We start from the raw sequence: 13,590 nt of genomic DNA, 5'->3' as shown, positions 1-13,590 counted from the left end.
GGAGTGGTGACGTCATCGGAACACAGACCTTCCACCGTCGGCGAGCTCCGCGAGTCGGGCCACGTTCAACGCACCGTCAAGGAAGAGATCCGCGAGAATCTGCTCGCGGCCCTACGCGACGGTCGTGATCCGTGGCCCGGCATCGTCGGTTTCGAGGAGACGGTGGAACCGCAACTCGAACGGGCACTCATCGCAGGTCACGACGTGGTGTTGCTCGGCGAACGAGGTCAGGGCAAGACCCGCCTCCTCCGCACCCTCAACCTGCTCCTCGACGAATGGACCCCGGTGATCGCCGGTTCCGAACTCGGGGAGCATCCCTATGAGCCCATCACTCCGGCGTCGATCCGCAGGGCGCAGGAACTGGGCGACAGCCTCCCCGTCGCGTGGCGCCACCGCAGTGAGCGGTACTCGGAGAAGCTCGCGACGCCCGACACGTCGGTGGCGGACCTCGTCGGGGACGTGGATCCGGTGAAGGTCGCGGAAGGCCGGAGTCTCGGGGACCCGGAAACCATTCACTTCGGGCTCGTTCCCCGCGCGCACCGGGGCATCGTCGCCATCAACGAACTGCCCGACCTCGCCGAACGCATCCAGGTGTCGCTACTCAACGTCATGGAGGAACGCGACATCCAGGTCCGCGGGTACACCCTCCGGCTCCCGCTGGACGTCCTGATGGTGGCCAGCGCGAACCCGGAGGACTACACGAACCGCGGTCGCATCATCACCCCGCTGAAAGACCGGTTCGGCGCCGAGATCCGGACGCACTACCCGACCCGGCTCGACGACGAGGTCGCGGTCATCCTCCAGGAAGCGCATCTCACCGCCGAGGTGCCCGAGTACCTCCTCGAGATCCTGGCCCGGTTCACCCGCCTGCTCCGCGAGTCGACGTCGGTCGATCAGCGGTCGGGTGTGTCCGCCCGGTTCGCGGTGGCGGGCGCCGAAACCGTCAGCGCAGCTGCGGTGCATCGCGGCGCCGTGCTCGGTGAGGCCGACCCGGTCGCGCGGCCCGTCGACCTCGAGACCGTCGTCGACGTCCTGCGGGGCAAGGTGGAATTCGAATCCGGTGAGGAGGGGCGCGAGATCGAGGTCCTGGAGCACCTGCTCCGGCGGGCGACGGCCGACACGGTCCGCACCCGGCTCGGCGGCATCGACCTGGCGGAACTCGTGGACGCGGTCGAACAGGGCGACCCGGTGGTGACCGGTGAGCGGATCACGGCGAAGGCACTGCTGAACGAGCTGCCCGAGCTGGAGGTCCTCGACGTGCTCGCCGAGCGTCTGGGCGCGGAGTCAGACGGCGAGCGGGCCGCGGCGGCCGAGTTCGCCCTCGAAGGGCTGTACCTGGCCCGGCGGATCTCCAAGAACCCGGACATCAACGGGCAGACGGTGTATTCGTAATGTCCCGCAAGGCGGAACGCGGGCCGCACAATGCGCGGTACGGGCCGTACGAGGGCGGTGATCCGCTGGCGGCGCCGGTGGACCTGCGCGAGGCGCTCGCCGCGATCGGCGACGACGTGTTCGCGGGCAGTTCGCCGCGGCAGGCGCTGCGCGAGATGCTGCGCCGCGGCAACCGCGACATGCGCGGGCTGGACGAGCTTGCGGCCGAGGCCAATCGGCGCCGCCGCGAGCTGCTGAAGCGGAACAACCTGAACGGCACCCTCGAAGAGGTCCGGGAACTCCTCGACCGCGCGGTACTCGAGGAACGCAAGACGCTGGCCCGCGCGCTCGACGACGACGCCCGCTTCTCCGAGATGCGCCTCGAGGAACTGTCGCCGTCCACCGCGCAGGCCGTGCAGGAACTCGCCGACTACGACTGGCGCAGTTCGGAAGCCCGTGCCGACTACGAGAAGATCCGCGACCTGCTGGGCCGCGAGGTGCTGGACCAGCGGTTCGCCGGGATGAAGCAGGCGCTCGAGGGTGCCACAGAGGAAGATCGCGAACGCATCCGGGAGATGCTCGCCGATCTCAACGACCTGCTCGACAAGCATTCCCGCGGTGAGGACACCCAGGAGCAGTTCGCCGAGTTCATGGACAAACACGGGGAGTATTTCCCCGAGAACCCGCGCAACGTCGAGGAACTGCTCGACTCGCTGGCGCAGCGGGCGGCGGCGGCGCAGCGGCTGCGGAACTCGCTGTCGCAGGAGCAGCGCGACGAACTCGACGCGCTGGCGCAGCAGGCGTTCGGTGATCCGTCGCTGATCGGACAGCTGGACCGCCTCGACCAGCACCTGCAGGCTGCGCGTCCCGGCGAGGACTGGCAGGGCGCGCAGCGGTTTCGCGGGGACGACGGCATGGGTCTGGGCGAGGGCACCGGCGCGTTGCAGGACATCGCGGAACTCGAGTCGCTCGCGGAGCAACTGTCGCAGCAGTACGCGGGCGCACAACTCGACGACATCGACGCGGAGGCCCTGGCCCGGCAACTGGGCGACGAGGCGGCGGCGGATGCGCAGACCCTCGCCGAACTGGAGAAGGCGCTGCGGGACCAGGGTTTCTTCGACCGCGGGGCGGACGGTCAATGGCGGCTGTCGCCGAAGGCGATGCGCCAACTCGGTCAGACGGCCCTGCGGGACGTCGCGCAGCAACTGTCTTCGCGTGGCGGGCAACGGGAGACGCGGCGCGCCGGGGCGATGGGGGAGCCGACGGGGGCGTCCCGCGAGTGGGCGTTCGGCGACACCGAGCCGTGGGACGTCACGCGCACCATCACCAACGCGGTGCTGCGGGCGGCGTCCGATCCGGTCGAACGCGGTCGCGTCCCGGTCCGGCTGTCCGTCGCGGACGTGGAGGTGATGGAGACCGAGCAGCGGTCGCAGGCGGCGGTCGCGTTGCTGGTCGACACGTCGTTCTCGATGGTGATGGAGGGGCGGTGGGTGCCGATGAAACGCACCGCACTTGCGCTGAACCACCTGGTGAGCACCCGGTTCCGCAGCGACGAACTGCAGCTCATCTCGTTCGGCAGGCACGCGCAGGTGCTGACGCCGTCGGAGCTGGCAGGCCTGGACGGCGCCTGGGACCAGGGCACCAACCTGCACCACGCGCTGCTGCTGGCCGCCCGGCATCTGCGCAGGCACCCCAACGCGCAGCCGGTGGTCCTGATCGTCACCGACGGTGAGCCGACCGCGCACCTCGAGCCGGACGGCTTCGCGTATTTCGACTACCCGCCGAGTGCCCGGACCCTTGGTCTGACGGTCCGGGAACTCGACACCCTCGCCCGGCTCGGCGCCCACGTCACGTTCTTCCGCCTCGGTGAGGATCCCGGTCTCGCGCGGGTGGTGGACCGGATGGCCGAGCGGGTCGGCGGACGCGTAGTGGCGCCCGGTCTGGACGGTCTCGGTGCCGCCGTCGTCAGCGACTACATGCGTCGCAGGCGCTGACCCGTGAGTACTTGTCAACCGCCGGCGGTTGACAAGTACTCACGGGTGCGTCAGCGCACGGCGGGCTGGTGCTGGGTGATGCAGTGGATGCCGCCGCCGCGCGCGAAGAGCGGGCGGGCGTCGACGGAGACGACCGTGCGTCCCGGGTAGGCGGCCGATAGGATCGCGACCGCTTCCTCGTCCGCGGGATCGTCGAAGCTGCACGCGATGACGCCGCCGTTGACGACGAAATGGTTGATGTAGCTGTAGTCGACGAAGCCCTCCTCGTCGCGCAGGACCTGCGGCGCGGGGACGGTGATGATCTCCCACGACTCGCCGCGGGCGTCCGTGGTCTGCTTCAGCGCGTCGATGACGGCCTTGCTGACCTCGAAGTCGGGGTGCTCGGGGTTGCGCTGATCGTGCACGAGGACGACGCCGGGCGACGGTATGGCGGCGACGATGTCGACGTGTCCGCGGGTGCCGTAGGTGTCGGAGTCGCGGGTCAGGCCGCGCGGCAGCCAGATCACCTTGGTGGCACCGATCGTGCGGGCGAGTTCCGCCTCGATGTCGGCCTTCGACAGGTCCGGGTTGCGGCCGGGGTCGAGTTGCACGGTCTCGGTGACCAGCACGGTGCCGAGGCCGTCGACCTGGATGCCGCCGCCCTCGTTGACGATCGGCGAGTCGACGAGTTCGGCACCGGACCGCTCGACCACCAGGGCGCCGATCTTCGAGTCCTTGTCCCACTGGGCCCAGTCCTGGCCGCCCCAGCCGTTGAAGATCCAGTCGACGCCGCCGAGGCGTCCGTCCTCGGACAGCACGAACGTGGGTCCGATGTCGCGCATCCAGGCGTCGTTCAGCGGCGCCGGGGCGATGTCGATGTCGGCGGACAGGTACTTCTTAGCCGCCGGGACCTCACCGGGGTCGACGACGACGGTGACCGGTTCGAACCGGGCGACGGCGTGTGCCACCTCGGCCCACGTGGTGCGCGCCTCGTGCTGCTCCTCCGGAGTGTCGCCCAGGGAGTAGCCCGCACTGGGGTAGGCCATCCAGGTGCGTTCGTGCAGTTCGCCTTCCGCGGGCATGCGCCAGGTCATCACGCCCTCCCGAACGGGGAGGCGTGATCGACGGGCTCGGTGAGGGCGCCGTACGTGTCGGGGCGACGGGTGGCCAGGAACGGGAACAGGGCCAGCCAGTCCTCGCGCTGCTGGAGGTCGAGGTCGGCGACCAGCACCGCGGATTCGTCGCGCGGGGCCTGAGCGAGGATGCGGCCGTAGGGGTCGGAGATGAACGACGAGCCGTAGAACGTGATGAGGCCTTCGCCGCCGTGGCGGTTGGGCACCACCATGAACGTGCCGTTCGCGATGCCGTTGCCGACGATCACCTGCTGCCACAGCGGCTGGGTGTCGAACTGCGGGTGGTCGGGTTCCGAGCCGATCGCGGTGGGGTACACCAGGATTTCGGCGCCGCCGAGCGAGTAGGCGCGGGCGACCTCGGGGAACCATTCGTCCCAGCAGGTGGGGAGTCCGAGCTTGACGCCGCCCAGTGCCTCGGCGGTGTGGACGGGGTACGGGTTGTCGGCGGGGCCGCCGCGGAAGTAGGTGTCCTCGTAGTAGCCGGCGGTGACGGGAATGTGCAGCTTGCGGGTGTGCGCGAGCAGTTCCCCGGACGGGGCGACGAGGATGGCGGTGTTGAAACCGAGTCCGTCCTCGTACTGCACGCCGTTCTCGGAGTCGTTCCGCTCGTACAGGGACGCGTGGACGAGGACGCCGTGTTCGGCGGCGGCCTTGGCGGCGAACGTGAACGTCGGCCCCGAGAGGAGGTCCTCGGCCTGGCGGCCGGGGTTGTCACCGCCTTCGACGAAGGCGGGGTACCGGCTCAGCGTGAGTTCGGGGAGGAACACCACGCGCGCCCCGAGCTTGGCTGCCGCGGCGATGCCCTCGTCGAGTTCGGCCCGCAGATCCTGCTCGTTCTCGTGCCAGCGGTGCTGGACGAGTCCGACGCGGAGCGGGGTGCGTCCGGTCTCGCGCGTCCTCGACAGGGACTCGGGAGGGGTGAGGGCGGTGATCGTCAACATTGTGATTCCTCGGATGTTCGGTTCGGCGAGCGCCTAAAACGAATTGGATTCGTTAAGTATGGTGGGTAAATGCTCGGCGATCAAGGGGCGGGGAGACACGATTTCGATTCCTTCGGTATCCACCCTGGTCGCCGGTGACACACACCGACCAGGAGGGCACCCATGCCACGGCCATCACAGCGACTGCTGTCGCCGGAGATCATCACCGAAGCTGCCATGCGCATGGTGGACCTCACGGGTGATTTCACGATGCCGGGTCTCGCCGAACGGCTGAAGGTGCGGCCCTCCTCGCTGTACAACCACGTGTCCGGGAGGGCGGAGATCATCGAACTGATGCGTGCCCGCATGATGGCGGGCATCGTGGTGGCGGACCCCGACGGCAAGTGGAGCGAGACGGTGGCCGGCCTGGCGCGAGAATATCGGCGCAACTACGCCGAGCATCCTCGGCTGATTCCTCTGTTCACCGCGCACACAGTGCAGTCCGGTGTGGCTTTCGCTCTGTACAACGCGCTGGCGCAGGCATTCTCGGACGGCGGCTTCACGCCCGAGGAGATTCTGCACGCCATCACGACGGTCGACAGTTTCGTGCTGGGGTCGGCGCTGGACCTCGCCGCACCCGAAGTGGTCTGGGCGACCGCGCCGGAGGCGAACGAGTCCATGCGAGCCGCCCTGGCCACGTCCGGGCCGAACCCCGGACGGGCGGATGCAGCATTCGAGTTCGGGCTGCGGACGCTTATCGCTGGCTTGGTGGCGCAGGCTCCGATCGAGCCGTGAGATCGCCCTCGTCGCGCAGAGCGGACGTCTCGCGGTTGAGGGTCTCGCCGCGGAAGAAGGCGGGACTGCGGAACCGCATGACCACCATGAGGATCGCCCCGAGCAGCAGGATCCCGAAGCCGAGGAAGAAGACCAGGCCGATGCCGCCGATCGACGCGCCACTCGCGTTGTCCGGGTCCATGCTCTCCTCGATCGAGATCACGAACACCGCGAGCAGCATGAGGCCGCCGAGGAGCGGGAACGCGAACCGGAAGACGATGTTGCGGAAACTCGTGAACAGGCTGTCCCGGAAGTACCAGACACACGCGAACGCCGTGATGCCGTAGTACCAGCAGATCATGATGCCCAGTGCGGCGATGGTGTCGAGCAGCGTGCGTTCGGACAGGAACGTCACCACCGTGTAGAACACCGCGGTGATGACGCCGGCGACGACCGTGGCGTACGACGGGACCAGGAACCGGGGGGACACGTCGGCGAGTTTCTTCGGGAAAGCGCCGTACGCGCCCATCGCGAGCATGGTGCGGGCCGCGGGCAGGAACGTGGTCTGCAGGCTCGCGACCGAGGAGACGAACACGGCGAGGAACAGCAACATGCCGCCCCAGTTCCCGAGAACCGGATCGGCGAGGGCGCCGAAGACGTTCTCGGAGTTGTCCGGGTTGCCCAGGCCGAGGCCGTCTTCGCCGACGCCGGCGTACATCATCGCCGCGACCGACACGAGCAGGTACGTCAGCAGAATCGTGATCACGCACAGCAGTCCGGCGCGACCGGGGGTCTTCTTCGGGTTCTTCGACTCCTCGCCCAGCGTCAGGCACGTGTCCCAGCCCCAGAACGCGAAGATCGAACCCGTCAGGCCGATCACGAACGCGCCGACGGCCAGTCCCGTGAACGGGTTGAACCAGCTCAGGTCGAACGACAGCCCGGCGGGGGCGTCCCCGTTACCGACGTGGACCAGTGCCACCACCGCGAACGCGATGAGCAGGACCATCTGGAAGCCGACCAGCGCGAACTGCAGCTTCTCGCTGGTGGTGATGCCGCGACTGGCGATCCACGTGGCGAGTGCGATGAAGAGCAGGGTGGTGCCCACATTCACGAACTTGTTGCCGGGCAGGTCCGCGATGCTCGGTGCGTCGAACAGTTTCGCGATGAACAGATAGAAGAACTGGACCGCGATCGCCGCGAGGTTCGAGAGCACGATGATCGTGGCGATCACCATGCCCCAGCCGCACATCCAGCCGACGTACGGACCGAACGCCTTCGTCGACCACGTGAACGACGCACCGCAGTCGGGTGATTCGGAGTTGAGCTCACGGTAGGCGTACGCCGTGAGGAACATGGGAATGAAGCCGGCGATGAAGATGGCGGGCATCTTCAGCCCGACCGCCGCGACGATCAGTCCGATGCTGGCCGTCAGCGTGTAACCCGGTGCCACGGAGGAGATCCCGAGGACCGCCCCTGCAAAGGTCCCGACCGCACCGGTGGCCAGCCCTTTGGTGCTCACGGCAACGCCGGCCGACGCCGGTGCGCCTTCGCTGTTCGTCATGTCTGAACCTCCGGTCGGGTGCGATCGTGGATCCGGGGCGGGTGTCGCGGACGGTTTACTCACTGTTGGGGAACTCCTGCTTGGGGACGACGACCATGGGCACCGGCAGGACGCGGAGCATCTTGGCCGCGGTGGATCCCAGGAACAGTCGACGAGGTTGGGCGAGGCGGCTGGAGCCGACCATGACGAGGTCGCCGTCCTGCCAGTCGAGTTTGCGGACCGCCGATTCCACGGAGGATCCGTCGGCGATCATCACGGAGACGGGGAAGTCTTCGGGTAGTGCGGACTTCGCCTCGTCCAGGGTGGACTGTGCATGGGCGACCGCGCGCTCGCGGACGCTCTCGGAGGTGTCCCGATGATCGCGAAGGTGGTGGTGCGGGTCCAGTTCGACGAGGGACACCAGACGCAGCGGGGTCTCCATCCGCTTGCTGGTCCGCACGGCGGTTCGCAGCAGCACGTCCGCACCGACGCGCGTCCCGAGTGCGCACGTGACCTCTCGGATCTTCTTTGCGGAGGAATGCCGATGGCCGCGGGGTGCGAGGCAGAGCGGCACGTGCGCGGAGTGCAGCAATTCCGTCGACACGGAACCGACCGAGTGCCTGCCGAGCAGGCCGTCACCCGCGGCGCCGACGACGATTGCGTGCGCGTCGAGGCGGGTGACCTCGTCGAGGATGCCCTGTGCGAACGATTCGTGGAAGCTCAGGTGGACGTCCACGTCGATGTCGCTCGGCACCGACGACTTCGCCTCGTTCAGCCAGCGCTGTGCGCGGGAGGCGAGGATGTCGTCGAAGCCGGTCTCTGCCGGAACTCTCGCCGGGACCGTGCGGTCCGGCGGGAGAACCATGCAGATGTCGAGCTGTGCGCCGAGACTTCGGGCGAGCTGCGCCCCGAGGGCCAGACCGTCCTCCCCGCTGGGAGTGGCGAGATATCCAACGACCAATCGCATGGTGACGGTTCCGATCTGTCTCGGGGCGGGTGGGTTACGCGAAGCCGACGTACTTGGTCTCGAGGTACTCCTCGATGCCTTCGGTGCCGCCTTCGCTGCCGAGTCCGGACTGCTTGACTCCGCCGAACGGCGCGGCGACGTCGGAGATCACTCCGCGGTTGACGCCGACCATGCCGCTCTCGAGCTTGTCGGCGACGCGGAACGCGCGGTCGACGTTCTGCGTGTAGATGTATGCGGCGAGACCGTATTCGGTGTCGTTGGCGGCGGCGACGCCCTCGGCCTCGGTGTCGAATCCGGTGATCGCGGCGACGGGTCCGAAGATCTCCTCGCGGACGATGCGCGCGTTCGCGGGTACCTCGTCGAGGACGGTGGGCTGGAAGAAGTAGCCGGGACCGTCGACGGACTTGCCGCCGGTGCGGACCCGGGCGCCCGCGGCGACGGCGTCGTCGACGAGGGACGCCACGTTGCGGCGCTGCTTCTCGTTGACGAGGGGGCCGACGTTGGTGCCGTCCTCGCTGCCCGGTCCGACGGTGAGCGCGGCGATCCGGTCGGTGAGCTTGGTGGTGAATTCCTCGCGCACCGAGTTCGCGACGATCAGGCGGTTGGCGGCGGTGCACGCCTCGCCGCCGTTGCGCATCTTCGCGGCCATCGCGCCCTCGACCGCGGCGTCGATGTCGGCGTCGTCGAACACCACGAACGGCGCGTTGCCGCCGAGTTCCATCGACGTGCGCAGAACCTGCTGGGCGGACTGCTCGATGAGGATCTTGCCGACGCGGGTGGATCCGGTGAACGTCACCTTCCGCAGCCGCGGGTCGGCGAGCAGCGGTTCGGTGACGGCGGCGGCGTTCGACGCGGGCAGCACCGACAGCACACCGGCGGGCAGGCCTGCCTCGGCGAAGATCTCGGCGAGCAGCAGCATGGTGAGCGGGGTGTCCTCGGCGGGCTTGACGATGATCGTGCAGCCTGCGGCGAGCGCGGGGCCGATCTTGCGGGTGCCCATCGCGAGCGGGAAGTTCCACGGCGTGACGGCCAGGGTGGGTCCGACGGGCACCTTGGTGACCATGATCCGTCCGCTGCCCGACGGCGACGTGGTGTAGCGGCCCTGGATGCGGACGGCTTCCTCACTGAACCAGCGCAGGAACTCGGCGCCGTAGTTCACCTCGCCGCGGCTCTCCGGCAGGGCCTTGCCCATCTCCATCGTCATGAGCAGCGCGAGGTCGTCGGTGCGCTCGATGACCTTCTCCCACGCCGACCGCAGGATGATCGACCGCTGCCGGGGTGCGGTGGCCGCCCATTCCTCCTGGACCGCCGCGGCGGAGTCCAGTGCGCGCATCGCGTCCTTGCCACCGGCATCGGCGACGTCGGCGATGAGGGTTCCCGTGGCCGGGTCGTACACCGGGAAGGTGCCGCCGTCGATCGGGTCGGTCTGGGCGCCGTCGATCCACAGACCGGTGGGCAGGGTGGCGCGGAGCCGTTCGAAATCAGTCATCGGAGTCCTCGTGGTGGGGATGGTGGTGATCGCACGCCTCCGGGGTGGGGGCGACGTCGAGGGCGGGGTTGCGGTCGAAGAATCCGGCCGGCTTCAGCCAGAAGGACACGGTGTCCGCAGGCATGATCGGCCAGTCCTCCGGCCGCGGAATGTGGTGGATCCCGAACGTGTACCAGAGCACCACGTCGGTGTTCTCGATCGGGCGGTCGGCCGCGGTCCAGGCGGGAAGTCCGTGATCGACCTTGCTCTGGTTCACGAATTCGCCGGCGGGCCAGCGTTCGTCGGGGGAGTTGGGCGTCACCCAGACGGTGTGGCCGATCGCGCCGGTGCGCTGGAAGATCGGTGACGCCGGGTCGAACATCGACGGGATCGCGCCGCCGGGAACGAGTTTGTAGGCGGGGGCGGTGCCGAGTCCGGTGGTCGTGTTGTCGTTGACGACTTTCCACGCGCGCTGGCTCTGCCAGTCGAAGTCCTGCCTGCCCTCGTGTTCGGTGCGCAGCGGGGTGTTCTTCTGGCGTAGCGCGAGCCCGAGGGGATTGTCCGGGCCCATCGGCACGATCTCGGTCTCGGTCGCGTACACCGTGTTCTCGGTGCCGTCGATGTCGAGATCGAGCCGCGCGACCAGGAAGTGCTGGTGGAACGGCGCGTACGTGCGGGTGTCGACCAGGGTGCCGCTCGGGTGCTCACCGCCTTCGGGGAAGTGGCTGACCACCATGATCCCGGTGGCACGGACCTCGCACTCGATGTTGCCGTCCTGGTAGAACCGCCAGTAGACGAGGTATTCGTAATTCGCGACCGTCACGTGCGTCGACACCGTCAGCCGCCGCATGCGGCGCACCTCGGAGCCGTCGTGGTCGACGTGCTTCCAGAGGACGGCGTTGTCCTCCTCGTGGATACAGATCGCGTTCTCGATCGTGAACGGCACACCGTGGCTGTCGTGGAGGACGGCGTCGAGGTACCGGATCTCGCCGAGGCAGTCGCAGCCCAGGGTGAGTGAGGTGGTCATGAACCCGATGCCCCACTCGCCGATGTCGAAGGCGGTGCGGCGGTAGTGATCGGTGCTGGTGTCGCGGTACGGCACCGCCATCTCCGCGAACGACATCCGGTTCGCGATCGAACGCACCCGGCCGTTGTCGTTGTAGGTCACCGCGTGCAGGGTCATGCCCTCGCGGTAGTTGAACCCCACCCGCAGCGACCAGTTCTGCCATTCGAGTTTGTTGCCCTCGAGTGTGAACGACGGTCCCTCCGGCTGGACGATGTCCAACGGCTTCAACGGCGGGCGCGTGCTCGCGTTCCGGATCCGTTCCGGAATGTGCCGGGGCACGTACTCGCCCATGACCTCGGGGCGTTCGACGCTGAACGTGTCCTCGATCTCGAGCAGTTCCATCTTGTTGACGTCGATCACACAGTGGAAACCGTTGACCGGCCCCGCATACGGGTTGGTGCCCTCGGACGCCCGCACCCAGGTGTCCGACCAGCCGAGCCGGCGGCCCTTGTACTTCTCCGGGGTCACCACGTCGCCGTACGTCCACACGTCCATGAACACCAGGCTCGTGTCCGTGACCCCGCGCTTCGCGAGCGCCGCGATCACGTCGGGGTGCCCGCGGAGGAAGGCGTCCGCCTCTTCCCATTCGTCGACCGTGAAATTCGCCTGGACGTCCGGGATGTGCTGCCAGGAGACCACGTTGTCTCCGGTCAGCGAGACGAGCGCCTTGTAGGTGTCTCCGCTGCCGCGGTCGAAGCACACGACGATCGCCCGGCGGTCCGGGACGGTGCCCGACGCGTCGAACGCCGACACCGCCGCCTTGTCCGGCTCGGCGAGTTCGATCGACGCGAACCGCCAGCCGTCCCCGACCCCGTGTTCCCGGGCGAGGACGGCCGCGGCCTTCGCGAATTCGTCCGCCCCCAACGGGTCCAGAGGATGGAACGTGCCGGTGGTCGTCCGGGTCATGATGTCTCCTCTGGTCGATGGGTGGGCGGTTCGTGCTCGTGCGCCTTTTCGGTCGTGGTGGCTACCGAAAAGGCGCACGGGTCAGACGAGCGAGCGCACGATCTGCTCGATCACGGTCAGGGCGTCGTCGAGCAGGTCGTCGCCGATCACCAGCGGCGGAAGCAGCCGGATGACGTTTCCGTACGTACCGCATGTCAGCAGAATGACACCTTGTTCGAGCGCACGGGCGGCAATCGCCTTCGTCAGTTCCGCATCCGGCTCGGTCGTGCCGGGCTTGACGAACTCCATCGCGAGCATCGCGCCGCGTCCACGCACCTCACCGATGACCCCGACCTCGGCGGCGAGGGCCTGCAGCCGCGGCAGGGCCAGGTCGCCGATGTGCTGTGCGCGAGCGGGCAGGTCGAACTTCCGCATGCTGTCGATCGCGGCGAGCGCGGCGGCACACGCGACGGGGTTGCCGCCGTACGTGCCACCCAGTCCGCCGGGGTGCACCTTGTCGAGGAGTTCGGCGCGGCCCGTGATCGCGGACAGCGGCATGCCGCCGGCCATGCCCTTGGCCATCGTGATGATGTCCGGGACGATCTCCTCGTGCTCGCACGCGAACCAGGCGCCGGTGCGGGAGAATCCGGTCTGTACCTCGTCGGCGATGAACACGACGCCGTTGGCGCGGGCCCAGTTCACCAGGGTGGGGAGGAATCCCTCGGCGGGAACGATGAATCCGCCCTCGCCCTGGATCGGCTCGATGATGATCGCCGCGAGCGAATCGGCGCCGATCTGCTTCTCCATCTGGCTGATGGCGCGCTGAGCGGCCTGCTCGCCGGTCAGTCCGTCCTGGTCCCGGTACGGGTAGGACATCGGGAGCCGGTACACCTCGGGCGCGAACGGGCCGAAGTGGGCCTTGTAGGGCATCGACTTGGCGGTGAGGGCCATCGTCAGGTTCGTGCGACCGTGGTAGGCGTGGTCGAATGCGACGACGGCGTCGCGGCCGGTGGCGAGGCGGGCAACCTTGATGGCGTTCTCCACCGCCTCGGCGCCCGAGTTGAACAGGACGGTGCGCTTCTCGTGGTCGCCGGGGGTGAGGGCGGCGAGTTCCTCCGCCACGCGGACGTAGCCCTCGTACGGGGTGACCATGAAACAGGTGTGGGTGAAGTGCCCGACCTGCTCGCGGACCGCCTCGGCGACGGCCGGATCGGACGCGCCCACGCTGGTGACGGCGATGCCCGAGCCGAGGTCGATCAGCGAGTTGCCGTCGACGTCGACGACCACACCACCGTCGGCATCCGCCGCGTACACGGGGACGCTGGAGCCGACGCCCGCGGCCACGGTGGCGCGGCGACGTGCGGTGAGGGCCGCCGACTTCGGGCCGGGGAGCTCGGTGACCAGGGCGCGCTTCTGCGGCAGCCGGTACTGGATGTCGTTCATGATGGTGCAGTCCTCAGGGTCGTGACGTGGATGGGATGGGTGGGAGCGAC

Annotated in this window: 10 protein-coding genes; 3 read left to right on the top strand and 7 right to left on the bottom strand. The window is 68.4% G+C overall.

From position 1 onward, the window contains the following. Positions 1 to 6 precede the first annotated feature (6 nt). Positions 7 to 1,392 (top strand): ATP-binding protein, encoded by a 1,386-nt coding sequence (locus tag BLV94_RS16530; protein WP_015889399.1) that lies wholly within the window; start codon positions 7 to 9, stop codon positions 1,390 to 1,392. Continuing rightward, positions 1,392 to 3,365 carry a vWA domain-containing protein gene (locus tag BLV94_RS16525; protein ID WP_072937315.1) on the top strand — a complete coding sequence of 658 codons (1,974 nt, stop codon included), beginning with the start codon at positions 1,392 to 1,394 and terminating at the stop codon, positions 3,363 to 3,365. Before BLV94_RS16530 ends, BLV94_RS16525 begins: the two co-directional genes overlap by 1 nt. Positions 3,366 to 3,415: 50 nt before the next feature. Here BLV94_RS16525 and BLV94_RS16520 read toward each other — a convergent pair whose 3' ends face one another. Beyond that, a complete protein-coding gene (locus tag BLV94_RS16520; RefSeq protein WP_072937314.1) occupies positions 3,416 to 4,438 on the bottom strand; it encodes an agmatine deiminase family protein in 1,023 nt (340 codons plus the stop codon). Continuing rightward, entirely contained in the window at positions 4,438 to 5,418 is a 981-nt protein-coding gene (locus BLV94_RS16515) for a nitrilase-related carbon-nitrogen hydrolase (RefSeq protein WP_072937313.1), read from the bottom strand. The genes BLV94_RS16520 and BLV94_RS16515 overlap by 1 nt, the downstream gene beginning before the upstream one ends. Before the next feature lie 162 nt (positions 5,419 to 5,580). Between BLV94_RS16515 and BLV94_RS16510 the strand changes: the two genes are divergently transcribed. Next, positions 5,581 to 6,192 carry a TetR/AcrR family transcriptional regulator gene (locus BLV94_RS16510; protein ID WP_072937312.1) on the top strand — a complete coding sequence of 204 codons (612 nt, stop codon included), beginning with the start codon at positions 5,581 to 5,583 and terminating at the stop codon, positions 6,190 to 6,192. Here the strand turns inward: BLV94_RS16510 and BLV94_RS16505 are convergent. The 5 genes from BLV94_RS16505 to gabT all read right to left on the bottom strand — a co-directional run bounded on the left by BLV94_RS16505 (position 6,152) and on the right by gabT (position 13,540). Then, positions 6,152 to 7,732, bottom strand: a complete 1,581-nt coding sequence (locus tag BLV94_RS16505; RefSeq protein ID WP_072937311.1) for an APC family permease — start codon at positions 7,730 to 7,732, stop codon at positions 6,152 to 6,154. The genes BLV94_RS16510 and BLV94_RS16505 overlap by 41 nt on opposite strands. 55 nt (positions 7,733 to 7,787) lie before the next feature. Beyond that, positions 7,788 to 8,678 (bottom strand): universal stress protein, encoded by an 891-nt coding sequence (locus BLV94_RS16500; RefSeq protein WP_072937310.1) that lies wholly within the window; start codon positions 8,676 to 8,678, stop codon positions 7,788 to 7,790. A 34-nt stretch (positions 8,679 to 8,712) separates the two neighbouring features. Further along, positions 8,713 to 10,167 (bottom strand): NAD-dependent succinate-semialdehyde dehydrogenase, encoded by a 1,455-nt coding sequence (locus BLV94_RS16495; RefSeq protein WP_005259940.1) that lies wholly within the window; start codon positions 10,165 to 10,167, stop codon positions 8,713 to 8,715. After that, entirely contained in the window at positions 10,160 to 12,118 is a 1,959-nt protein-coding gene (locus tag BLV94_RS16490) for a primary-amine oxidase (protein ID WP_072937309.1), read from the bottom strand. Before BLV94_RS16490 ends, BLV94_RS16495 begins: the two co-directional genes overlap by 8 nt. Before the next feature lie 81 nt (positions 12,119 to 12,199). Beyond that, a complete protein-coding gene (gabT, locus tag BLV94_RS16485; protein WP_072937308.1) occupies positions 12,200 to 13,540 on the bottom strand; it encodes a 4-aminobutyrate--2-oxoglutarate transaminase in 1,341 nt (446 codons plus the stop codon). Positions 13,541 to 13,590 lie beyond the last annotated feature (50 nt).

The organism is Rhodococcus koreensis (assembly GCF_900105905.1).
Taxonomy (GTDB): domain Bacteria; phylum Actinomycetota; class Actinomycetes; order Mycobacteriales; family Mycobacteriaceae; genus Rhodococcus_F; species Rhodococcus_F koreensis.
Note: the sequence above shows the minus strand (reverse complement) of the source record. Positions and strands in the feature narration are given on the sequence as shown.